The sequence below is a fragment of the Zoogloea sp. LCSB751 genome, from assembly GCF_002028455.1.
Lineage (GTDB): Bacteria > Pseudomonadota > Gammaproteobacteria > Burkholderiales > Rhodocyclaceae > Zoogloea.
In genome coordinates this window covers 195461-217625 of record NZ_MWUM01000001.1, presented here as the reverse complement: position 1 = coordinate 217625, position 22165 = coordinate 195461, and the positions used below count along the sequence as shown (strand labels likewise).

Below are 22165 nucleotides of genomic sequence, written 5' to 3'. Positions count from 1 at the left end.
CCGGCTGGCGCTGCCGGCCGGTAGCTCAGGCCAGCAGCGCCACCGACTTGATCTGCGCGACGACGGGCAGGCCTTCGCGCAGGCCGAGCTGGTCTTTCGACAGGCGGGTGATCCGCGCCAGCAGCGGCGTGCCGCCCGCATCCAGGCGCACCAGGCACTGGGCCGGATGGGCCGCGTCGCCGAAGCCGACGATGCGTGCCGGCAGGCGGTTGACGATGCTCGACTGGTTTTCCCCGCTCAACGCAATGCTCACGTCGCGGGCCTGGATCTTCAGACGGGCCCGGGCCCCCACCTCCAGCGCTTTGCGGGTCACCTTGATGACGCCACCGGGGAAACCCAGGCGGGTCAGCTGGTAGTCGTCATCGTGGCCGACCACCCGGGTATCCACCAGCACCGCGGCATCCTCGTCGAGGGCCAGCGGCAGGTCCAGGCGGGCCAGCAGCTCGGCGGTCGGTCCGCTGGCCACCACTTTCCCCTGTTCCAGCAGCACCAGATGGTCGGCCAGCCGCGCCACCTCGTCCGGCGAATGGCTGACGTACAGGATCGGCGTCGCCAGCTCGTCGTGCAGGCGTTCCAGGTAGGGCAGGATCTCCTGCTTGCGCCGGCTGTCCAGCGCCGCCAGCGGCTCGTCCATCAGCAGCAGGCGGGGGCTGGTCAGCAGCGCGCGGGCAATCGCCACCCGCTGCCGTTCCCCACCGGACAGCGCCGCCGTGCCGCGGTCCAGCAGGTGCCCGATGCCCAGCAGTTCCACCGCCGCCTCCCAGCCCACCTTGCGCTCCGCCGCGGCGATGCGCTTCAGGCCGAACTCCAGGTTGGCGCGCACCGACAGGTGGGCAAACAGGCTGGCCTCCTGGAACACGTAGCCGAGGGGCCGCCTGTGGGTCGGCAGGAAGATCCGCCGCGCGTTGTCCTGCCAGCATTCGCCATTGATCTCCACGCGCCCGGCCGGTCGTGCCAGCCCGGCCACGCAGCGCAGCAGGGAGGTCTTGCCGGAGCCCGACGGCCCGAACAGCGCGGTCACGCCGCGGCCGGGCAGATTCAGGTCCGCGTCGAGGGTAAAATCCGCCAGCGGCAGGCGGCACTGCAGCTGGATGCCGGCCTCGCTCATCGCCCGCCTCCCAGCCCGTTACGCCCGCCGACGGCGTAAAGCCCCAGCAGCACGATGAAGGAGAAGGCCAGCAGACCGGCGGCGAGGCCATGGGCCTGGCCGTATTCCATCGCCTCCACGTGGTTGTAGATCTGCATCGAGATGACCCGCGTCTTGTCCGGGATGTTGCCGCCGATCATCAGCACCACACCAAACTCGCCGACCGTATGCGCGAAGCCGAGGATGGCCGCGGTGATGAAGCCCGGCCGCGCCAACGGCAGCGTGACGGTGAAGAAGGTCGCCAGCGGCGAGGCGCGCAAGGTCGCCGCGACCTCCAGCGGGCGGTCGCCCATCGCCATGAAGGCGTTCTGGATCGGCTGCACGACGAAAGGCAGCGAGTAGATGATCGAGGCGACCACCAGGCCGGTGAAGGTGAAGGGCAGCCGCCCGAGGCCAAGGGCCTCGGTGAAGCGCCCTACCGCTCCCTGTGGCCCCATCAGTACCAGCAGGTAGAAACCCAGCACCGTCGGCGGCAGCACGATGGGCAGCGACACCACCGCCCCGATCACGCCGCGCAGGCGCGACCGGGTGCGGGCCAGCCACCAGGCGATGGGGGTCCCTATGATCAGCAACAACACCGTGACGAGGGTGGACAGCTCAAGGGTCAGGCGAACCGCCGACCAGTCTTCCGGCGTCAATTCCATCGCTCAGCCATCGATCAAAGTTCGTACCCGTAGGACTTGATGATCGCCGCGGCGGTCGGCGACTTCAGGAAAGCGACCAGCGCGGTGACGGCCGCCTGGCCCTTGCCCTTGTTCAGCACCACCGCGTCCTGGCGGATCTGGCTGTAGTACTTCGACGGCACCAGCCAGTAGGAACCACCGTCGATCAGCTTGCCGTCCTTGTGGATCTGCGAATAGGCGATGAAACCCAGTTCTGCGCTACCCGACGAGACGAATTGCTGGGCCTGGCCGATGCTCTCGGCGAGGACAATCTTGGGCTGCAGGCTGTCGGCCAGGCCGAGAGCCTTGAGGGTTTCCATCGCGGCCAGGCCGTAGGGGGCCAGTTTGGGATTGGCGACGGACAGGTGTTCGAACTTGGCAGCCTTCAGCACGTCGCCCTTGTCGTCCACCACGCCGGCCTTCGGCGACCACAGCACCAGCTTGCCGATCGCGTAGGTGAAGCTGCTGCCCGCCACGCCGTCGCCTTCCTTGACGAGCTTGGCCGGCGTTTCGTCATCGGCCGCCAGCAGCACCTGGAAGGGGGCGCCAGACTTGATCTGGGCGTAGAACTTGCCCGTCGAGCCGAACACCAGCTGGGCCTTGTGACCGGTGGCCTTTTCGAACTCGGCAGCGATCTTCTGCATCGGCGCGGTGAAGTTGGCGGCCACCGCCACCGACACTTCGTCGGCTTTGGCCAGCAGGGACGTACCGGCGAGAACGGCAAAGAGGGCAAGCGAACGGAACGGCGATTTCATTGAGGAACTCCAGTCAGGTTGAAATTCAGTCGAAGACGGCAAGGATCACCGACGTGGCCTGGAAGACCGCACAGGCCGGCGTGCCGATGGCGAGGCCGAGGTTGTCGATGCTGTCGTGGGTCACCACCGATGTGACGGTGCGTCCGCCGGGCAGCGTGATGGTCACTTCCGAGCTCACCGGCCCTTCGTGGATGCGGCTGACTTCGCCCCACAGGTGGTTGCGCGCCGTGGTGCGCGCCTGCGGATCGGTGATCAGCAGCACCGACGGCGCCTTGACGAAGGCGTGCACGTCCTGGCCGATGCCCAGCTCCAGCGTCTCGGCGCTTTCGCGGGTGATCACCGCCACGATTTCGTTGGCATCATCGAGGCGGATGCGTACTTCGAAGCTCACCTCGCCCTCGCGCAGGCCGCTGATCGTGCCGGCGAACTGGTTGCGGGCGCTGGTGCGCATCGACATGCGGCGCAGCAGGGTCTGAAACTGGCGCATGCTGCCCTCCCCTCCGTCGCCGAGGCGCGCCGACAGACGGTCGATGGCTTCCTGGTACTCCTGCTCCACCGCCCGGTACATCGCAATGACCCGGCGGCCGTAATCGGTGAGGCTGGTGCCACCGCCATGCTTGCCACCCACCGAACGCTCCACCAGCGGCGCCTCGGCCAGGTTGTTCATGGCGTCCACCGCATCCCACGCCGCCTTGTACGACAGCGGCACGGCCTTGGCGGCCTGGGAGATCGAGCCGTAGCGGTCGATGGCCTCCAGCAGGCGGATGCGCGTGTCGCCGAGAAAGGTGCCGAACTCGGTATCGACTGTCAGCTTCCCGACAAGCTTGTGGTGAATGGTGCGGCGGGTTGTCATTTTTTCCTATATATCTCGATATACAACGAAGCGTACTGTACTCCAGCAAATTGCGGGCCACCAACCCGGGGCGCTGCACGCTTGAAAGGCATCGACACGCTTGCGCAAGCGGGCGGCACCATCGCATGCTGGCGCCCGCAGCCATCGTTTCCGGAACACGCCCCATGAAGATCAGCGCCCGTAACGCCTTCGACGGCACCATCGACGCCATCACGCTCGGCACCCTCAATTCGGAGGTGGACGTGGCGCTGCCCGGCGGCCTGAAGATCATCGCCACCGTCGCCAACGATGCGATCAGGGAGCTCAACCTGGCCGCCGGAACGCACGTCCAGGCCTTCGTCAAAGCCTCGTCGGTAGTGCTCGTGGCCGGTGGCACGGGGGCCAGGCTGTCAGCCCGCAACTGCCTCGACGGCACGATATCGGCGATCACCGAGGGGCCGATCAGCACCGACGTAGCCCTCACTCTCGGCAACGGGCAAACCGTCCACGCCACGATCACCCATGAAAGCTCGGTCGCCCTCGGCCTGAAAGTCGGTGCTCCAGCCACCGCCGCGTTCAAGGCCCCGTCGGTGATCCTCGGCCTCGTCGGCTGAGCGCACCGACGCCGCTCCACCGCCTTTCTTCGGCAAACACCGTGGCACACGCCACACATGCCGCAGCACTTCTGCGCGGCCTCTATATGCACTCAAATATAGCGAATGCCCAATCCGAGTGCATTTGCACCGCTTATTTGCGTGTCAATCAGAACCCCAGCGCCTCCTCTCGGTAAGCCGACAGCCCTTCGCCTCACAGGCTTTCGAGGAAGGCCAACAGCGCACGGCGCTGCTGGGTCGGCAGCGCAGCGAAACGTCGGCGTGCGACCTTCGCCTCGCCGCCGTGCCACAGGATCGCCTCGCTCAGGCTGCGCGCGCGACCGTCGTGGAGATAGCGCTGCTGCTCGCTGATCGTCTGCGTCAGCCCGATCCCCCACAGCGGCGGCGTGCGCCACTCCCGCCCGGACGCCGCAAAATCCGGCCGACCGTCGGCCAGACCGGGGCCCATGTCGTGGATCAGCAGATCCGTGTAAGGCGCGATGGTCTGCCCGGCGAGGCGCGGGAAACGCGGCGACGTACCGGTCGAGAGGTTCGGCCGGTGACACTGCGCGCAGCCGCTGGCGGCGAACAGCGCCTCGCCGCGCCGCACGACGTCACTATCCGCATTGCGGCGGACCGGCACGGCCAGATGAGCCAGATAGAACTCCACATCGTCCAGCTGGCGGGCACTGAGCTCCGGCGTACCGCCGTTCGGCGCCTGCCGGCAGGCGGCCTGCACCGCAGTGCAGTTTTCGATCGGATGCAGGTCGGACGTGATACCCAGGTCGCCCAGGAAAGCCCCGGCAAGCTGCGCGCGCAGCGTCGGCATGTTGGCCTTGTAGCCGAAGCGGCCGGCCTCCAGCGCCGCGCTCTCCGGGTTCCACACCCGGTTAACCCGCCCTTTCACCCCGTCCGGCTTGCGCTCCGCGGCCAGCGTCTCAAGGGTCTGCGCCGACACGGCATCGAGCAGCCCCATGCCCACCACCTGCTGGCCGACCCGCGGCGAGGTCTGCACCTTGCCGATGGCCCCGTAGCCCAGTTCGGTGAAAGCCAGCCGCGGACGGCGCAGCGACACCACTTCGCCATCCGCCAGCCGGTGCTTCGACTCGATCCAGCTCAGGCGGATGCGCCCTTCACCACGCACGCCGGGAATGCCCTCCTCGTTGAACTGGTCGCCATAGGCCGGATGGGGCCGTGGCCCCCCGTGTAAGCTGCGCCCTGCCACCGACAGCCGTACCAGCATCGACTGCATGCGCTCGTCCGCGCCCTCCGGCGGCAGGCCGCGGCCATTGCGGGCGTGACAGGAGATGCAGGCCAGCCGGTTGTACAGCGGGCCGAGGCCGTCCACTTGGTCGTCTTTGGCTGGCGCCACCACCCAGCTCTGGTTGAACAGGGAACGGCCGCGGAAGAAGCGCTCCCGCTCCGCATCGCTCAGCCCGTCCAGCGGCCGCGCGAAAGCCTCGCGGCCGGCGTCCGCCACCTGCCAGTCCGCCGACGCCCGGGCGCCCGCCCCGGCGAGGACGCCGCACATCAACAACAGAAAACCCAGCCGTCGCATCAGGCCACCCCCAGCAGGCTGGCGGCCTTCGCATAGCGCGCATCGACGCGGCTCGCCCAGGTTTGTTCCAGGCCGGCGGCCAATGCCTCAGCGGCCGGGTCGTCACGGCGGGCGAAAAAGGCGCGCTGGATCGCCGGATCGTCGGCCTCCGACTCCTTCAAGGGCGGCGCCGTCAGTAGCGGCCATACGCTGTTCCACGTCGCCCCGTCGGCCGCATGCAGGCGCGCCCACAGCTCAACAAGGCGCGCATGGGGGCGCACGAAGGCCTGCCCGAAGGCCGCCGCGACCGGTGCCGCGCGGCCGCGCCCACGGGCGTTGTCATAGAGATAGCCGCCCCGCGCGGCGGTGGCGAAGGGGTCGTGGTAGCCGGCTGGCAAGCCCGCGTAGACCGACGGCCGCACCGGCAACTTGCGGATGTCCGGGTGGGCGAGGATCTTCTGCCCGGCGTCGGACAGCACGAAGTCCACGAAAGCCTTCGCGCCCTCCGGGTTCGGGCTGCCGGCGGTCACCGCGATATGGGCCGGATTGACGCCGCCCTGACGCGGGTAGATGAACTCGACCGGCGCGCCGTTGGCCACTGCCGAGGCGACGAAGAAGTCGATGGACAGCCCGATGCCCTTGCGCCCGCCGCCGATCTCATCGCTGACGAAAGTGCCGCCGCGCCCGGTGAAGGCCGCGTTGGCGGCGATGGCGCTCCACAGGGCCCAGCCGATGTCCCAGCCGTAGGCCTGCAGCGGAATGTCCACCAGCACCGGCGCGAAGCCCACCTCCACCGGGTCCGGCACCGCCAGGTGGCCGGCATACACCGGGTCGGCCAGGTCGCTCCAGTCGGCCACCGGCGGCAACTGGTGGCGGTGCAGGTAGGCCGGATTCACCGCAAAGCCGTAGCCGGCCACCTCGGACGCGGCGTAGAACCCGTCCGGATCGTTGATGACACTGCCGCCGACCCGCCCCGGCAGGCCCTCCAGGCTCACCGGCAGCTTCCGGAAGGCGTGCTCGTCCTTGAGCTGGGCGTAGGTCTTGGGCGATGCGCTCCAGTACACGTCCACACCGCCCTGCCCCGCCTGGCGCAGGGTGGGCAAGGCGTCGTGGGGCATGCGCCAGACGATGCGCAGACGGTACTGGGGCCAGGCCTTCTCGAAGGCGGCCTCGAAGCGCGACACCACCGCGTCCGGGTAGGCGGTAAGCACCACCACGTCTTTCGCCGGCGCTGCCCACAGGCGGCTGGACGCTCCCGCCGCAGCGAGGGCGCCGGCGGCACGCACGAAGGCGCGGCGGGAAGGCTTGTGCAGGCTGTCCATGACCACGTCCTCAGAATTTGTAGGAGCCGTTGGCGAACCACATGCGGCCGGGCATCGGGTAACCGTCGGCCAGCGCGTAGTTGGCATCGAACAGGTTGGTCGCGCCCACTTCCAGCGCCCACGCCGGCAGCGGCTTGTACACCGCCTTCACGTTGGCCAGCGCAAAGCCGCCCATCTTCACGTAGGTCGCCGCATTGCCGCTGCCGTAGGCCACCATGCGGCCGTTCTCGGCATCCACCGAGGCCTGGTATTCCCAGCGGTCGGACGGCTTCCAGCTGGCGTAAGCGAACAGGCGGTTGCGCGGCGTATCGGTGAGCGGGGTCGTCGAGGTCCGGTTTTCCCGATCCAGGTAGGTGTAGTTGCCGCCCACCGTCCAGCCATGGCCGAGGGTTTGCTCCAGGGACAGCTCGACGCCGGCGTGGCGCGCCTCGGCGATGTTCTGCAACTGCGCACAGGAGGTCGCCGCACCAACACCCGGCTGATTGCACAGGGACACCGGGATGATGTTCACCCGCTGCATCAGGTTCTCGATGCGGCTGTAGAACAGGCTGGCCTGGCCGCGGGCGCCGCCCCACGGGCTGCCGCGCAGGCCGGTCTCGACGTTGAGGGCACGCTCGGGCTTGAGGTCGGGGTTCGGCAGACCACTGCCGAGGGACGCCGAGTAGCGGTCCTTGATGGTCGGGAAGCGGGTCTTGTGGGCCACGCTGACGAAGGCCTCGGCCCCGCCGCCGAACTTGCGGGTCAGCTCGGCCAGCCAGTTGGTGCCGGACGTGGAGCCGGTCGGCCAGTAATACACCTCCCTGGCGTCGCGCTGGTCGTGGCTGGCGCCGAGACGCAGGCGCCACAGGTCGGACACGCGAATCATGTCCTCCACCGCGATGGAGGTGGTCACGTCCCGATAGTTCTTGCTGAGGGCCAGGCCGTTGTCCTGGTGCTTGTCTTCCTTGTAGTGGTAGGCGATGGCCAGTTCGTGGCCACTGAACGCGAAGCTGTCCAGCTCGACGGACACGCCGGTCGTCGAATCCTTGTACCAGCTCGGGAAGTTGGCGGTGTTGGCGATCAGCGACGAATAGCTGCCGTTGGTGTAGGCGAGGATCTTGTTGTCGTAGTTGTCCTGGTACACCCGCGCCTTGACGATGTGGTCCTGCCCCACCGCCACGTTGGCGATGAAATAGGTGCTCTCCAGATTCCAGTACGGCCACTGCCAGAAGCGGCTGTTGGCGCCGCCGCCGCTGTTCAGGTACTGCCCCGGCGCATTGCCGGCGTAGGGCGGGTTTCCCTTGCGGCCGTTCTGCTGAACGTAGCCGATGGCGTATTCGTCGGTGGCGTTGGGGGTCAGGCCCAGCTTGAGAGACAGGCGGGAGTCGGTCTGGTAGGAATTCTCCCGATGACCGCCGTCCTCCAGCACGTTGCGGGTGGCGTTGCTGGCGCTGGTCGGAATGGACTTCGGCGAGTAATTGTTCGACAGCGGGAAGTAGTTGCTGTCGGTGTAGGACGCGCCGAGCTGTACGTACCACTTGCCCTGGTTGCTGCCCACGTTGGCGGCGTATTTCTGCTGGCCGCCGGCGCCGAAGCCGGCCCGCAGGTCGCCTTCGAGTGCCTTCGCCGGCTTGCGGCTGACCAGGTTGATCGCCCCACCCAGCGCATTAGGGCCGTAGAGCAGCGACGCCGCCCCCTTGGCGACGCGGATCTCGGCCAGATCGAAGGTCGTGAAACGGCCGAAATCCACATAGCCGTCATAGGGCACGTAGGCCGGGATACCGTCGATGAACAGCGGCACCTGGCGCACGTCGAAGCCGCGCAGATAGACGATGTCCTCGTTGCGGCTGTTGCGCGACAGGCTGATCCCCGGCGTCAGCGCCACGGCCTTGCCGAGGGTGTCGCGGTTGAACTCCTGTAGAGCCTCGCCCTTGATCACGGTTTCCCCAGGTACGGCATCGACCGGGCTGGCCACCACATCCACGGTACCAAGCTGGAACACCCCGTCCGCCGCCACCGCCGACCCAGCCAGCGCCGCCGACATGCCGCCCAGCACCCACGCCTGCATCTGCTTCTTCTTCATAGAGACCCCCCTGAACACCATCTATATAAGTTTGTATATATCGAAATACAGAACTGCCCTGACTCGATCCCAGCAATGACCATGCCCGCAGGGAAGTCCTTGTACACCGCACACAAATTCGAACAGAACCTTGCATCGATGTGCAAGTTACTACATAGCGATGTCTTAAACCCTACAAACAGAGGGCCGATTGAGTGCCATCGGAAATAAATTGATCCGCCGCAAGAATGGATAGCGCACTGTTTCCGTACGCGCCGGAACGGGCAAGGCGGCTTCATCCGGGTGCGATGCAGCAAACAGGCACGCCAGGTGCTAATAACGCTATATCAACAACAACATATCGAAAAAGGTTCGCTTCCGTCATGAGAATCCGCTCCGCCCAGCGCCGTCACCCGACGGCCCGCCCCTCCATTCCCACGCCTGTCGCCGCTGCGGTCGGGGCCGCCTTCGCCGGCATTCTCATTTCCTCAGATGTACGCGCCGAGGACACACCGACAACGCTTGGCACCGTCGTGGTCACCGCCACCGCCGAGCCCGGCCACGCGGAATTCCTGTCATCGCGGCCGGACACCTCCGCCACCACCTACCAGGTCGGGCCGGACGGCCTGGAGACCTTCGGCGCGCCCGGCGGCACCAATCCCTACACGATGGTTTCCGGCCTGCCGGCCGTGAAGGTGCAAGCCCTCGACCCCTATGGCCTGACCAGCCGGATCGGCGGCAACAAGGGTATGCGGGTGCGCGGCATCGCCGCATGGCACGGCGCCGTCGGCACCGTGGACGGCCTGACCCTGTCCAACATCAACCCCGGCCCCGGCTACCTGCAGATGTTCGACAGGGAGAACCTGGCCGGCGTGAGCATGGCGCAGGGGCCGGTCGCCCCCGACCAGCCGGCCCTCTTCAACACCGCCGGCGCCCTCGACAGCCAGATCCTGTGGCCGGCCCTCAAGGCCGGCGGCAGCCTGTCCGCGGCCAGCGGCGACAACGGCTTCGAGCGCTACTTCGCGCGAGTGGACAGCGGCGCCTTCGGCCCCGCCAATACGCGCATCGCCGCGTCCGCCTCCACCGCCCATGCCAACCTGTGGCGCGGCCCCGGCCAGGCCGAGCGCGAGAACTACCTGCTGGCCGTCGCCACCGACCTCGGCCCGCTGACCCTCAAGCTGCTGGCGGTGAACAGCAACATCGACCAGAACAACTACAAGCCGCTGACCGCCGCCCAGGCCCTCGACCTGTCCACCTACCGCTACACCGGCTACGACGCCAGGCCGGCGGCCGGCAACCTCCAGAACTACTACACCTACAACCGCCAGAGCTTCGACAACCAGGCCTACATCGGCGAGGCCGAATACCGCGTCAGCAACGACACCCGGGCCCGCCTCAAGCTGTTCAGCTTCGACGAGTCCGGCGCCACCTTCGATGCCAACGGCACCAACAAGGTCCGCCAGTGGATCATCGAGCACAACAGCTTCGGCGCCAGCGCCGACGTGGAAACCCGCATCGACGCCACGCGCCTGAAGGCCGGCTACAGCTACACGTCGATGCAGCCGCCCGGCCCACCCAACGCCCAACGCTTCTACACCGCCACCGCCAACGGCCTGAGCTGGGCCGCCGCCACCGCCAGCAGCAGCAACCAGGGCTGGACCACCCTCAGCGAAGTCACCGGCCGCCACGTCTTCCAGACCCTCTTCGCGATGGCCTCCTGGCAGTACCGGGAGCTGCAGCTCGAAGGCGGCCTGCGCTGGTTCCAGGAGAAGATGCCGAGCCTCGCCGAATACACCAAGACCGGCGTCGGCGACGTGTCCTACCGCGCCGCGCTGGCCGCCTCGCCGGGCGTCGCGGTGGCGGTAGACGGCCAGACCGTCGCCAAGGTGCTGCCGTGGTTCGGGCTGCGCTACGCCTTCACGCCGGCCGTCGAGGGGCGCTTCTCGGCCGGCCGCAACATCGGCCCGGCCTCCTTCGACATCTGGAACAGCAACATCCGCAACCTCAAGGCCAGCCAGCAGGCCCTCGCCCAGAGCCTGTGGAACAAGCTCAAGCCGGAAACCGACGACGCCGCCGACCTCGGCCTGCGCCTGCGCCTCGCCCAGGGCTACGTGGAGCCGACGGTCTACTACGCCAGCATCAACAACAAGTCGGTGAACGTGTATGACCCGACGGTCGGTCTCAACTACGGGCAGAACATCGGCAACGGCCATCTGGCCGGCGTGCAATTGGCCGCCGGCTGGGAAGCGCGTCCCAACCTGAACCTGTTCGGCAGCGCGTCGTGGAGCCGTGCGGTGTTCGACGAGAACCTGCGCACCGCAGCCAGCACCGTCGTCGCCGTCAAGGGCCAGCAGCTCCCCGACACCCCGCGCCTGATCGGCACCCTCGGCGCCGAATGGAAGGCCGGCGACTTCCGCGCCGTGCCGCTGCTGCGCTACATGGGCGGCCGCTACGACGACTCGGTGCATACCAACCGCTTCGGCGGCTACACGCTAGTGGACCTGGAACTGGGCTATCGCTGGCAGGTCGGCCCGACCCGCGTGGACGCCAGCCTCAGCGCCCTCAACCTGTTCGACCGCAAGTACCTCGGCCTGATCGACTCCGGCGACCTGCAGACCAGCACCACCAACTACTACCCCGGCAACCCGCGCACCCTGCTCGGCAAGCTGGCACTGAGCTTCTGAGGTCCGCGATGACATCCCGCAACCTGCGGCGCCTGGTGCCGCTGCTGGCCGGTCTGCTGCTGGCCGTCGCCCTGCCCGCCGCCGCCAACTCCACGCTGCCGGTGCTGCACGTGGCGGTGGTCGGTGGCCCGGTGATGGCCGGCGTGTGGCCCGAACTGGCCCGCCGGGCCAGCAAGGCCACCGGCATTCCCATCGAACTGGTCGCCGCGGCGCCCAAGGAGACCGTCGTGCCTGTCTTCCAGCGCGGCGATGCCGACCTGCTGGTGATCCACGGCAGCGACGAGACCTTCCAGCTCCTCGCCGCGGGCGATGCTGCGCCGCTGCGTGCGTGGGCCCTCAACGAGCACGTGCTGGTCGGCCCCGCCAGCGATCCGGCCGGCATCGCCGACGCGCCCGACGCCACCGAGGCGCTGCGCCGCATCGCCGCCCACGACGCGCCGCTGCTGGCCTTCCGCGATCCCGGCAGCTTCACCATCGTGCAGCGCCTGTGGCGCCAGGCCGGCCTGCGCCCCAGCCCGCGCCAGCAGCTCTACGACGACGCCGAGCGCCCGCAGGAAGTCCTGCTGTCGGCGGCCCGCCAGGGTGCCTACGCGGTGGTCGGGCACATGCCGGTGGCCTTCGGCAAGATGCCCGACGCCGGCCTCAAGGTACTTCTGAAGGGCGACCCGGCGATGCGCCGGGTCTTCGTGGTGGTCGAGCCCGGCCCCCGCCATCCGGCCGACGGCTCACGTCGCCGCCTGGCCCACCGCGTCGCCGACTACCTGACCGGGCCCCGAGGCCAGGCCGACCTCGTCGACGCCGACCGGGCCGCCGGCGGCCCGTGGATCTTCCCCCTGTCGGCCACCGGCCGGCGCCTGCCCGCTGCCGAGTAAGCCATGGCCTTCCTGCTCGCCCTCCTGCGCCCGCTCGGCCTGCTGACCGTTCTACTTCTCGCCGCCCCGGCCGGGCTCGCGCAGGAACTCACCAACCGGCCCAGTACGCGACTTTCACACCAACACAATGAAACGACGGCGCAAGCCAAGCCGCCACCCTGGCTCCTGAAGCACCACCGGCAAGGACTGCACTAACAACACCCCGACTGGCCTGCCACAGCCAGCGCGGTCACCGACGAACGAGGCCCCGCCATGTCGCATACAACGCTATATACACATCAATACTTTGATATCCGCCCCGGCCACACCCGCCGCACGGAAACGTCGATCCGCTGGAACGAGGGACTGCCGGCCGAATGGCAGGAGCAGGTCATCGCGCCCCTGTATTTCGACCACTACATGGATTACGTGGTCACCGCGGCGCGCATCCTCGGCCGCGACGAGGACGACAACGCCTGCTACTGCGCCCACAGCTACGTGCTCGAAGAAAGCCGCGGACCGGAGATTCCCGCCGCCTTCCGCACCCTGGCCTACGCCGAGTCCCTGCGTGCCTGGCGCCTGCGCGACGGACGCTGGCTGATCCACCGGGTCGTCGTCCGCGACGGCGAGCTGGACAAGGCTCACGGCTTCTTCTCCCTCGCCGAATCGATGCCGCGCTGAGGCGGACGGAATGAGCACCATGGTGCATGCCCCGGCAGTCTGATTCCAGGCTCGTGAATAGATAATTTCTATTCCATGCAGAGAATCAATTAACTGGACGCTCCATCCCGCCTCCGCCGATACTGGCCTCAATCGCCGCGTGATCTGCATATCCAACCCAAATTGCGGAATGCAGGAACCATTGGGACGGAAACGCTGACTACACAAGGGCGAGGGCGATCTTTGCGTGGCTGCAACGACGGGCGGCACGACCGCCTGCCCCGCCCAAGATGCGCAACCCACCCTGCAGCAGAAGACCGTTCAGCACGTCCATCGGCACGCTCCGGCCACAAGCCGACCGCGTGCCCATAAGAAGAAAGGAAGCATCATGCCCCCCGACACCTGCCACGACGCCGTCGCGCCGCCGGCCCCCAGCCTCATACAGCTCATCGGCCGCCAGAGCCTGTTCCTGATCGGCTGGGCCTGTTTCGCGGTGGGCACGGTGGGCCTGTTCCTGCCGCTGATGCCCACCACCATCTTCTGGATCGTCGCCGCCTGGGCCTGGAGCAAGAGCTGTCCGCGCCTGCAGCACAAGCTGTACGCGGTTCCCGCGGTCGGCCCCCACGTGCGCGCGTGGATGGAGAGCGGCACGATCAGCCGGCGCGGCAAGCATTTCGCCCTCGGCGGCCTCAGCTTCGGGCTGGCCATGAGTGCCTTCGCGCTGCAGGGCTCACCACTGCTGCTGGCCGTCGCCGGTCTGCCGCAGCTCGCCGCCGGCCTCTACGTCGCCACCCGGCCGGAAGCCTGACATCACGCTGTTCCCGACGCTTGCGTGCGCCCCCGAAAGCACCGCACGCAAGCGCCAAAAAACGCCCCAAAGAACCGACAAAGCCCGTACAATCCTACGGCCTTGCGCAAGCCAATCAGCGCAAAGGCCAATCTTCCATCCGTTTCGACTGATCGCCCCGCGATCACGAACTCTCGTTGCGTCCGCCCCGATTGGTGCTGCTCCCCAAAGAGCGGTCAGGCCGTCGCAGGAGCCCAACATCCAATGACTCAAGTCCAGTCCGCCGCCATGGCGCCGGTAGCGATTACCTTTGCCGATCTCGCCCTTAGCGAGCCCATCAAGCAGGCCATCGCCGAAACCGGCTACACGGCCCCCACCCCGATCCAGGCCCAGGCCATTCCGCTGGTACTCGCCGGCGGCGATCTGCTGGCTGCAGCCCAGACCGGCACCGGCAAGACCGCCGGCTTCACGCTGCCGATCCTGCACATCCTTTCCGAAGAACACGCCCACAACCAGAAGGCCGGCCGGCCGCGCTGCCTGATCCTCACACCGACCCGTGAACTGGCGGCCCAGGTCGAGGAATCCGTGCAGACCTACGGCAAGCATCTGCCGCTGACCTCGATGGTCATGTTCGGTGGCGTCGCGATCAACCCGCAGATCACCAAGCTCAAGAAGAAGGTGGACATCCTGGTCGCCACGCCGGGCCGCCTGCTCGACCACCAGAACCAGGGCACCATCGACCTGTCCGGCGTGGAGATCCTCGTCCTCGACGAAGCCGACCGCATGCTCGACATGGGCTTCATCCGCGACATCAAGAAGATCCTCGCGCAGCTGCCCAAGAAGCGCCAGAACCTGCTGTTCTCGGCCACCTTCTCCGACGAGATCAAGGCCCTCGCCGACGGCCTGCTGCACAACCCCGGCTATGTCGAGGTGGCGCGCCGCAACACGGCTTCCGAGCTGGTCCAGCAATCCGTGCACCTGTGCCCGCAGAAGCAGAAGCGCGAACTGCTGGCCTTCCTGATCAACAAGCACCAGTGGTTCCAGGTGCTGGTGTTCACCCGTACCAAGCACGGTGCCAACAAGCTGGCCGAATACCTCGCCAAGCACGGCATCCCGTCCGCCGCCATCCACGGCAACAAGAGCCAGTCGGCGCGCACCCGCGCGCTGGCCGACTTCAAGGACGCCAAGCTGCAGGTGCTGGTCGCCACCGACATCGCGGCCCGCGGCCTGGACATCGACCAGTTGCCCCAGGTGGTCAACTTCGATCTGCCCAACGTACCGGAAGACTATGTGCATCGCATCGGCCGCACCGGTCGTGCCGGCTCGTCCGGCGCTGCCGTGTCGCTGGTGGACCGGGAAGAGCTGCCGCTGCTGAAGGACATCGAGCGCCTGATGAAGCGCCTCATCGACAAGGTCGAGGTGCCCGACTTCGTGCCGTCCGCGGCCCCCGCCGAGAGCGACGAACGGCCTCCCCGCGAACCCCGCGGCGCCCACAACGGCGGCCGCGAGCGCCGCCAGGGTCAAGGCCAGGCTCAATCCCCGGGCCAAGGCCAAAAGCAGGGCCAGGGCCAGGGCCAACGCCAAGGCAAACCGAAGGGCCAGAGCCAGGAGCAAGCCGAGGGCCAGGGGCAGCAACAGGCCCGTTCCCCGAGGCAGGGACAAGGCCAGAGGCAGGACAAGCCCGCCCGCCAGGGTCAGCAACAGGAACGCCAGGGCCGTAACAACAAGGAGAACCGGCCCCAGGATGGCGGTGGCAGCGAACCGGGCAACCGCCAGCAGCGCGCGCCGCGCCAGAACACTGCGCAGGACGACGATTTCGGTAATCGCGTCGACTACCAGTCCAAGGCCAAGCCCCGCTACCGGGACCCGGAAGCCAGCTTCAACACCCACCGCCAGGGTAACGGCTACGACAAGCCGGGCCATGGCAAGGGCGGTTTCGGCGGCGGCAATCCGAACCGCGGCACACCGGCCGCGCTGGAAGAGACCACCCGTCCGGCAGTCACCCTCACCGGCCGCAAGTCGGGAGACATCAAACCGGCGGCCTTGTTCTCTCCCCGCAGCAACAACGGCAACGGCAGACGCTGAGCGAAGCCGCGGCCCCGTTCCGGCACGGGGCCGGTTACAACAAAAACGGCACCTTCAAGGTGCCGTTTTTGTTGTAACCCCGGGACGGGAAAAGCCTTCAGCTCTTCCGGCGGCGGCGCATCAGGACAGCACCCGCCAACGCGCCGCTCGCCAGCACGATACTGGAGGGCTCCGGCGTATCGTAGCTGGCGGTGATGGCTGCAATCTTGACGTAGTCGTTGCCCCCATTGACGCTGGGACTGCCCGGCAGGGTCTGCACCAGGGTGTTGAGCGCGCCAACCAGCCAGTAGCGCGCACTGATGTTCAGATCATTCACCACCAGAGGCACGTACTTGCTCGCATCGGTGTTCTGCTGCAGCAAATTTCCGGCAGCGTTTGAATAGTTCGCGGTCCCGGTCGTCCCCGCCGACGCCTTCACGACGCTCCAGCCGCTGCTCAGCAGACTGGCGTAGCCCTGATTGGCGGAGACGAAGGTCGGTGTGCCGGTTCCAGTGTAGGCCAGCACGGTGATATCCGAATCGGAATACCACCAGCCAACCGTCACACTGTTGAGTGCGACCGACTTACCCGTTCCGAAGTCGAACAGCATCGAGTCATAGCGGTTCAAATTGTCCATCGTGTGGCCAGGCACCGACGAATTCGCAATGGTGCCTTCGCCTTCATTAAAGTTTTTCGTGCTGGTTTTGTCGTTATCGCCTGCACCAGAGGCCCCGTCTTGGTTGGTCACCCCCAGACCACCCGAATAGGAACCGAGATACGCCTTCTCGATGTACGCGTTGGTGACAGTCTGGCCACTGATGGTGGCGTTCTTCGTATCGGACCACGCGGAGATGGTCACGTTCTGGTTGGTGCCCGCCGAGTATGTACGCGTATTTCCGAAACTGTTCGCATTGGCTTCCGTGCCCCCCGTCGTGAAACTCCACGAAGACGCGGCCTGGACCGGAGCCGTAGCGATGAGCGCCAGTCCCAGCGCCAGGGACCCGAACACATATTTTGACATTTCACACCCCACTAAGAATTTACGCCCCGGATTCGTCTGAACACGACGAACGACGAGCAGCTGCGTATTCTTTAGCAAAATTCGCACCAATCCGACAATACAATGAAAAACAACATTTTTTTTATTCAATTGCCTCGGATTATCAAAATCTGTAAAACATACCGACAACAACTATTTCACACTTCGACTCACAATCCGAGCTCACCCCTCAATTGCTGGGCTTCCTGTGCGCTGTCGAACTCCCCTTCGGCACGTAGCGCCGCCGCCAATTCGAGCCGCGCTTCCTCCCGCTTTCCGCTGCGGTGCAGCGCCCACGCCAGGTGGTAGCGGATGTCACGAGACTCCGGCGCCTTCAGCCGGGCGTCGCGCAAGGTCTTCAAGCCGATATCCAGCGCCCCGTTGCGGGCACGCGCCCAACCCAGCGTATCGAGCACGTTAGCATCGCCCGGCGCCAGCTTGGCGGCGCGCTCCGCGGCGGCCACCGCCCCTGCATCGTTGAGGCGCAGCAGGACCTGGGCCAGGTTGTTGGCCGCCATGCCGTTCCGTGGATCGCGGGCGAGCACTTCGTCATAGGTGGAGCGGGCATCGGCCAGCCGGTTCAGGCGCAGATAGCCCTCGGCCAGCGCCGTGCGCGCGGCGGTGTCATCCGCATGCCCCCGCAGCCAAGCTTCGAGCAGGGCCACGCCCCGGCCACCGTCACCGGCGCGAAATGCCGCTGCAAAGGCCAGCAGGGCCAGGTTCGACGACGGCGCCTTGGCCAAGGCAGCCTGGTAGTGGCGCGCGGCATCCGCGGGTGCCCGCCGAGCCATGGCAATGTCGCCCGCCAGACGCAGGGCATCGGCCCCGTTGGCCGTACGGGCCAGCAGCGCGCGCTGCAGCGACTCCGCCCGCGGCAGATTTCCCAGGCCCAGCTCAGCCTGCACCTGCAGAACCTGGGCGGGCAGATAGCCGGCCTGGGCGGCCAGCGCCTTCTCCGCACTCGCCGCCGCCTCCATCGCGGCGCCGGCCTCCAGTTGCAGCCGCCCGAGCTCGACCAGCCGCTCGGCATCCGCTCCGATCAACCGGGCCAGCGTCGCCAAGGCGGAACGCGCCGCCTCCTTGTCGCCCATCGCCAGCGCAGAACGTCCAAGGGCCTCGGCCACCACGGGATTGTCGGAACGCTCCCGGCTCAGGCGCTTGGCCACGACCAGCGCCTGAGCCGGCTTGTTGGTCTGCCGGTACAGGCCCAGCAACTCGAGCCCCACCGGTACATCGCCCGGCGCCAGCCCCCAGGCCTTTTCGAGCCAGCCCTGCGCCTCCACCGGACGGCCGGCCCGCATCTCCACCCGCGCCAGTTCGGTCATCGCCTGCACCTGCTGCGGCGCTTTGCGGAGCAGACCGGCAAGGCGCTGGCGAGCCGCATCCAGTTTGCCTTCGGCCGCATCCAGGCGGGACAGGTTGAGCTGGGCCGGCACGAGATCCGGGGTCAGGGACAGAGCCTTCACGTAGGCCGCACGGGCCTCGGCAGGCTGACCATTGGCGGACCGGACGGCCCCGAGCAGGTTGTAGGCAAGGCCCACCGACGGCAGGCCCTTGACCAGCGCCTCGGCCACCTGCAACGCGTTGCGCCGGTCCCCCCGGCGCAGATACAGCGTGCTCAGGGCCGACGCCACGTTCACTTGGCGGGGTTCCTTGTCGAAGGCCCGGCGCAAGGCAGCCAGCCCCAGATCCGTCTGCTGATTGCCGACCAGCGCAAAGCCCCGTTGCGCGACGATGCCGGGATCGTCGCCGGACATGCGTGCCGCCGCCTCCAGGGCATTCGCCGCATCGCCATAGCGGCGCTGCTGCATCCGCAGGGCGGCCAGGGTCGTCAGCACCTGCTGGTCCGCCTCGCCGGCGCGCAGCATGGGATCGAGCAGGTCCGTGACCCGTGTCGGCTCGCCGCTGGCCAGGTAGATATTGGCCAGCAGCTTGCGGCCGGCAGGATCCCTCGGCATCCGCTGTACATACAGTTCGAGCAGGGCCCGCGCGCGTTCCGAACGACCGATGGCATAAGAGGCCAGGCCGCCGAGCATCAGCAGCGGCGGCTGACGGGATACGAAGTCCTCGGGCAGCGCGTCCACCAGCGTCGTGACCTCCTCCAACTGGGCCCGGGACGCCTTGCTGTCACCGCGGGCTGCGTAGACAAGACTCTTCAGATAGGCCACCCGCGGCTCCCGCTGGATCAAGCCGGACGCCTTCTCCAGATCGGGCCAGGCCTCGTCCGGGCGCTTCAGGTCGATCAGCAGGGAAGCGCGTGCCACCAGTGCATCCAGCAGGCGGGGATCGGCCGCGAGCGCCTTGCCGAAATGGGCAAGCGCCCCCTGCACGTCGCCGGAGGACTGCAGCTGCGCGCCGCGCAGGTTCAGCAACGAGGCATCGGCCGGCGCCATGCCGAGCGCGGTATCGAGCGCCTTGCGGGCCCGCTCGGGGTTACGGTCGCGCAGGGAAAGGTCCACCTCCGCACGCAAGGGCGCCAGAGACTTCGGATCGGCCTGGCGCCCGGCTTCGATGGCGCGGAAGGCCTCCCGCATGTTCCCCTGGTCCGCGTAGGCCGTCGCCCGCATGGCCAGCACCTCGGCCCTGGCTGCGGCGGGCAGGCCATCGGGGCGGATGCGCTCCAGCAGCTTCTCGCTCTTGCCGAACATCATCAAGGCCGCGCCGTAAGGCTGCGCGATTTCCGCAACATTGACGCCCAGCTCCAACGTGCGCTCGAACTCCGCCTCCGCGGCGGCCGCCTGCCCATCCTTCAACAGGGCCTTGCCGAGCAGCAGGTGGGCGGCGAGCATGCCCGGCTCCTGCTGGATCGCGTTGCGCGCCTGGATGATCGCGCCGGCGTAGTCCTTGCGCACGAAGCGCCCGTTCGCGTCGTCGTAGTAATGCACCGCCTTGTCGCTGGGCGCGCGGACAGCCGCCTCCGCGCCCGGTGCAGCAAGCCCCGCGCACACCAGCAAGCCGACGAGAGAGAGCCGGAAAGCCGGCTTGAGCAGGCGAAGACACGCAGAAGACATGAACAGGCGATCCAGATGAAGTTTTTCCACAGGTGCCATTGTGTCAGCCGGTTGGGCGGCTCCCCGTGACGGAACTCGCATGCGGACGCTCGGTCTGCAGGAAGGATGTCACATTGCCCGGCGCCCCCGCCGGCAAGCCGCAGCCGCTTGAAGCGGGCCCATCCCGCCCCCATATCGGGTACACCTAACTGCCCTTCGCCTTGCCCCGGCCCATGGAAAAGAAAACCCAGTTCAGCCTCTGGTACTTCATCTTCGCGCTGTTCGCGATCTTCACGCTGCACGACCTGTGGGTGCAGATGCGCACCGTCGAGCCGGTGCCCTACAGCGAATTCCAGCGCATGGTGAAGGCCGGCGAGGTGGCCGAAATCGCCATCGCCGACAACACCATCCAGGGCACCCTCAAGCAACCCCTGCAGGACGGCCGCCAGAAGTTCGTCACCACCCGCGTCGATCCGGCGCTGGCCAAGGACCTTGGCCAGTACGACGTCAAATTCACCGGCGTCGTCGAGAACACCCTGTTCCGCGACATCCTCGGCTGGGTACTGCCAGCGGTGATCTTCGTCGCCATCTGGATGTTCGCGATGCGCAAGTTCGCCGGCAAGCAGGGCCTCGGCGGCGGCTTCATGAACCTCGGCAAGAGCAAGGCCAAGGTCTATGTTGCGGCCAATACCGGCGTCAGCTTCGAGGACGTAGCCGGCGTAGACGAGGCCAAGGACGAACTCAAGGAGGTGGTTGGTTTTCTGAAAGACCCGAAGACCTACGGCCGCCTCGGCGGGCGCGTGCCGAAGGGCGTGCTGCTGGTCGGCCCGCCGGGCACAGGCAAGACCCTGCTCGCCAAGGCGGTGGCCGGCGAGGCCGGCGTGCCCTTCTTCTCGATTTCCGGCTCGGAGTTCGTCGAGATGTTCGTCGGCGTCGGCGCGGCCCGTGTGCGCGACCTTTTCGAGCAGGCCCGCGCCAAGGCCCCGGCGATCATCTTCATCGACGAGCTGGACGCCATGGGGCGGGCCCGCGGCGCCTTCGCGATGGGCGGCCACGACGAGAAGGAACAGACCCTCAACCAGCTGCTGGTGGAGCTGGACGGCTTCGACTCCTCCTCCGGCCTCGTCCTGCTGGCCGCCACCAACCGCCCCGAGGTGCTCGATCCGGCGCTACTGCGCGCCGGCCGCTTCGACCGCCAGGTACTCGTCGACCGCCCCGACAAGAGGGGCCGCATCGCGATCCTGGCGGTGCACATGAAGAAGATCACCCTCGCCGCCGACACCGACCCCGAGAAGGTTGCCGCGCTGACGCCGGGCTTCTCCGGCGCCGACCTGGCCAACCTGTGCAACGAGGCCGCGCTGGTCGCCACCCGCCGCAACGGCGAATCGGTCACCGTCGACGACTTCACGGTGGCGGTGGAGCGCATCGTCGCCGGCCTCGAGAAGAAGAACCGGGTCCTCAACGAACACGAGCGCACCGTCGTTGCCTACCACGAGATGGGTCACGCGCTGGTGGCGATGGGCCTGCCCGGCACCGACCCGGTGCACAAGATCAGCATCATCCCGCGCGGCGTCGGCGCCCTCGGCTACACCATCCAGCGCCCCACCGAAGACCGCTTCCTGATGACCCGCGCCGAGCTGGAGAACAAGATGGCGGTGCTGCTAGGCGGCCGTGCCGCCGAGCAGATCGTCTTCGGTGAAGTGTCCACCGGCGCCGCCGACGACCTGCAGAAGGTTACCGCCATCGCCCGCTCCATCGTCATGCGCTTCGGCATGGACGCCGAGCTCGGCAACGTCGCCTACGACAGCGACAAGGCCAACTTCCTCGGCCAGAACGCGGCGCCACCGCAAGAGCGCGCCTACTCCGAGGAAACCGCCCGCGAGATCGACTGCGCGGTGCGCCGCATCGTCGCCGCCGCCTTCGAGCACAGCCTGGCGATCCTCACCGCCCGTCGCGCCATCCTCGAGGAAACCGCCCGCGACCTGCTGAGCCGCGAAACCCTAGACGAAGCCGACCTGAAGGCCATCCACGCCCGTCTCGACGCCGCCTGAGCCAACGCTCCCCAGCAGCACTCCGCACTGCAGCAGAGCGGGCTACAATGCCCGGGACGCGCGCCAAGGCGCGCCCCGCCTCGCTGCGCCGCCAGGCGACGGGCGGAAGACCCGATCCGTGATCGTTCGATATTCCGTGGAGGAAGCCCC

General features: G+C 67.5%; 17 protein-coding genes. 8 read left to right on the top strand and 9 right to left on the bottom strand.

Annotation, left to right across the window (positions count from 1 at the left end; all coding sequences use genetic code 11):
- Positions 1-25: 25 nt before the first annotated feature.
- The 4 genes from modC to B4920_RS01065 are packed head-to-tail and all read right to left on the bottom strand — an operon-like array spanning position 26 to position 3417.
- Complete coding sequence (gene modC, locus B4920_RS01080) at positions 26-1108, bottom strand: molybdenum ABC transporter ATP-binding protein (protein WP_079432750.1); 1083 nt, start codon at positions 1106-1108, stop codon at positions 26-28.
- Positions 1105-1791, bottom strand: coding sequence for a molybdate ABC transporter permease subunit (gene modB / locus B4920_RS01075; RefSeq protein ID WP_079432749.1), 687 nt, complete (start codon positions 1789-1791; stop codon positions 1105-1107). The genes modC and modB overlap by 4 nt, the downstream gene beginning before the upstream one ends.
- 14 nt (positions 1792-1805) lie before the next feature.
- Positions 1806-2564, bottom strand: coding sequence for a molybdate ABC transporter substrate-binding protein (gene modA / locus B4920_RS01070; RefSeq protein WP_079432748.1), 759 nt, complete (start codon positions 2562-2564; stop codon positions 1806-1808).
- A 25-nt stretch (positions 2565-2589) separates the two neighbouring features.
- Positions 2590-3417 (bottom strand): TOBE domain-containing protein, encoded by an 828-nt coding sequence (locus B4920_RS01065; protein WP_079432747.1) that lies wholly within the window; start codon positions 3415-3417, stop codon positions 2590-2592.
- Between the two features lie 164 nt (positions 3418-3581).
- Here B4920_RS01065 and B4920_RS01060 point away from each other — a divergent pair, with 164 nt between their 5' ends.
- On the top strand, positions 3582-4010 hold the full coding sequence (locus B4920_RS01060) for a molybdopterin-binding protein (protein ID WP_079432746.1): 429 nt from the start codon (positions 3582-3584) through the stop codon (positions 4008-4010).
- 193 nt (positions 4011-4203) lie between these two features.
- Here B4920_RS01060 and B4920_RS01055 read toward each other — a convergent pair whose 3' ends face one another.
- From B4920_RS01055 to B4920_RS01045, 3 genes are read right to left on the bottom strand one after another with little or no spacing between them, the layout of a single operon-like run.
- Positions 4204-5547 carry a di-heme oxidoredictase family protein gene (locus B4920_RS01055; RefSeq protein ID WP_079432745.1) on the bottom strand — a complete coding sequence of 448 codons (1344 nt, stop codon included), beginning with the start codon at positions 5545-5547 and terminating at the stop codon, positions 4204-4206.
- The gene (locus B4920_RS01050) at positions 5547-6848 is read right to left on the bottom strand and encodes an ABC transporter substrate-binding protein (protein ID WP_079432744.1); all 1302 of its coding nucleotides are present in this window, start codon (positions 6846-6848) and stop codon (positions 5547-5549) included. The genes B4920_RS01055 and B4920_RS01050 overlap by 1 nt, the downstream gene beginning before the upstream one ends.
- Positions 6849-6858: 10 nt before the next feature.
- Positions 6859-8910, bottom strand: a complete 2052-nt coding sequence (locus B4920_RS01045; RefSeq protein WP_088179348.1) for a TonB-dependent siderophore receptor — start codon at positions 8908-8910, stop codon at positions 6859-6861.
- Between the two features lie 362 nt (positions 8911-9272).
- Between B4920_RS01045 and B4920_RS01040 the strand changes: the two genes are divergently transcribed.
- The 6 genes from B4920_RS01040 to B4920_RS01015 all read left to right on the top strand — a co-directional run bounded on the left by B4920_RS01040 (position 9273) and on the right by B4920_RS01015 (position 15956).
- A complete protein-coding gene (locus B4920_RS01040) occupies positions 9273-11573 on the top strand; it encodes a TonB-dependent receptor (RefSeq protein ID WP_079432742.1) in 2301 nt (766 codons plus the stop codon).
- An 8-nt stretch (positions 11574-11581) separates the two neighbouring features.
- Positions 11582-12445, top strand: a complete 864-nt coding sequence (locus B4920_RS01035) for a tungsten ABC transporter permease (RefSeq protein ID WP_216819705.1) — start codon at positions 11582-11584, stop codon at positions 12443-12445.
- Positions 12446-12448: 3 nt separating this feature from the next.
- Complete coding sequence (locus B4920_RS01030; RefSeq protein ID WP_079432741.1) at positions 12449-12640, top strand: hypothetical protein; 192 nt, start codon at positions 12449-12451, stop codon at positions 12638-12640.
- Positions 12641-12697: 57 nt separating this feature from the next.
- Positions 12698-13105: a hypothetical protein gene (locus tag B4920_RS01025; protein WP_079432740.1), complete on the top strand. Its 408-nt coding sequence runs from the start codon at positions 12698-12700 to the stop codon at positions 13103-13105.
- Between the two features lie 367 nt (positions 13106-13472).
- The gene (locus tag B4920_RS01020) at positions 13473-13892 is read left to right on the top strand and encodes a YbaN family protein (protein WP_079432739.1); all 420 of its coding nucleotides are present in this window, start codon (positions 13473-13475) and stop codon (positions 13890-13892) included.
- 243 nt (positions 13893-14135) lie between these two features.
- Entirely contained in the window at positions 14136-15956 is a 1821-nt protein-coding gene (locus B4920_RS01015; protein ID WP_254050803.1) for a DEAD/DEAH box helicase, read from the top strand.
- Positions 15957-16053: 97 nt separating this feature from the next.
- Here B4920_RS01015 and xdp1 read toward each other — a convergent pair whose 3' ends face one another.
- Entirely contained in the window at positions 16054-17085 is a 1032-nt protein-coding gene (gene xdp1 / locus B4920_RS01010) for an exosortase-dependent surface protein XDP1 (RefSeq protein WP_139379398.1), read from the bottom strand.
- Between the two features lie 59 nt (positions 17086-17144).
- Positions 17145-19985, bottom strand: a complete 2841-nt coding sequence (gene prsT / locus B4920_RS01005; protein WP_161493216.1) for an XrtA/PEP-CTERM system TPR-repeat protein PrsT — start codon at positions 19983-19985, stop codon at positions 17145-17147.
- Between the two features lie 212 nt (positions 19986-20197).
- Between prsT and ftsH the strand changes: the two genes are divergently transcribed.
- A complete protein-coding gene (gene ftsH / locus B4920_RS01000; RefSeq protein WP_079432736.1) occupies positions 20198-22015 on the top strand; it encodes an ATP-dependent zinc metalloprotease FtsH in 1818 nt (605 codons plus the stop codon).
- Positions 22016-22165 lie beyond the last annotated feature (150 nt).

What these genes read in the sequence shown, in the direction of transcription:
- prsT (WP_161493216.1), bottom strand. Translation starts at nt 19,985, where the DNA reads ATGTCTTCTGCGTGTCTTCGCCTGCTCAAGCCGGCTTTCCGGCTCTCT.
- modC (WP_079432750.1), bottom strand. Translation starts at nt 1,108, where the DNA reads ATGAGCGAGGCCGGCATCCAGCTGCAGTGCCGCCTGCCGCTGGCGGAT.
- B4920_RS01015 (WP_254050803.1), top strand. Translation starts at nt 14,136, where the DNA reads ATGACTCAAGTCCAGTCCGCCGCCATGGCGCCGGTAGCGATTACCTTT.
- B4920_RS01025 (WP_079432740.1), top strand. Translation starts at nt 12,698, where the DNA reads ATGTCGCATACAACGCTATATACACATCAATACTTTGATATCCGCCCC.
- B4920_RS01040 (WP_079432742.1), top strand. Translation starts at nt 9,273, where the DNA reads ATGAGAATCCGCTCCGCCCAGCGCCGTCACCCGACGGCCCGCCCCTCC.
- B4920_RS01065 (WP_079432747.1), bottom strand. Translation starts at nt 3,417, where the DNA reads ATGACAACCCGCCGCACCATTCACCACAAGCTTGTCGGGAAGCTGACA.
- B4920_RS01045 (WP_088179348.1), bottom strand. Translation starts at nt 8,910, where the DNA reads ATGAAGAAGAAGCAGATGCAGGCGTGGGTGCTGGGCGGCATGTCGGCG.
- B4920_RS01035 (WP_216819705.1), top strand. Translation starts at nt 11,582, where the DNA reads ATGACATCCCGCAACCTGCGGCGCCTGGTGCCGCTGCTGGCCGGTCTG.
- ftsH (WP_079432736.1), top strand. Translation starts at nt 20,198, where the DNA reads ATGGAAAAGAAAACCCAGTTCAGCCTCTGGTACTTCATCTTCGCGCTG.
- modA (WP_079432748.1), bottom strand. Translation starts at nt 2,564, where the DNA reads ATGAAATCGCCGTTCCGTTCGCTTGCCCTCTTTGCCGTTCTCGCCGGT.
- B4920_RS01060 (WP_079432746.1), top strand. Translation starts at nt 3,582, where the DNA reads ATGAAGATCAGCGCCCGTAACGCCTTCGACGGCACCATCGACGCCATC.
- B4920_RS01020 (WP_079432739.1), top strand. Translation starts at nt 13,473, where the DNA reads ATGCCCCCCGACACCTGCCACGACGCCGTCGCGCCGCCGGCCCCCAGC.
- B4920_RS01030 (WP_079432741.1), top strand. Translation starts at nt 12,449, where the DNA reads ATGGCCTTCCTGCTCGCCCTCCTGCGCCCGCTCGGCCTGCTGACCGTT.
- B4920_RS01050 (WP_079432744.1), bottom strand. Translation starts at nt 6,848, where the DNA reads ATGGACAGCCTGCACAAGCCTTCCCGCCGCGCCTTCGTGCGTGCCGCC.
- modB (WP_079432749.1), bottom strand. Translation starts at nt 1,791, where the DNA reads ATGGAATTGACGCCGGAAGACTGGTCGGCGGTTCGCCTGACCCTTGAG.
- B4920_RS01055 (WP_079432745.1), bottom strand. Translation starts at nt 5,547, where the DNA reads ATGCGACGGCTGGGTTTTCTGTTGTTGATGTGCGGCGTCCTCGCCGGG.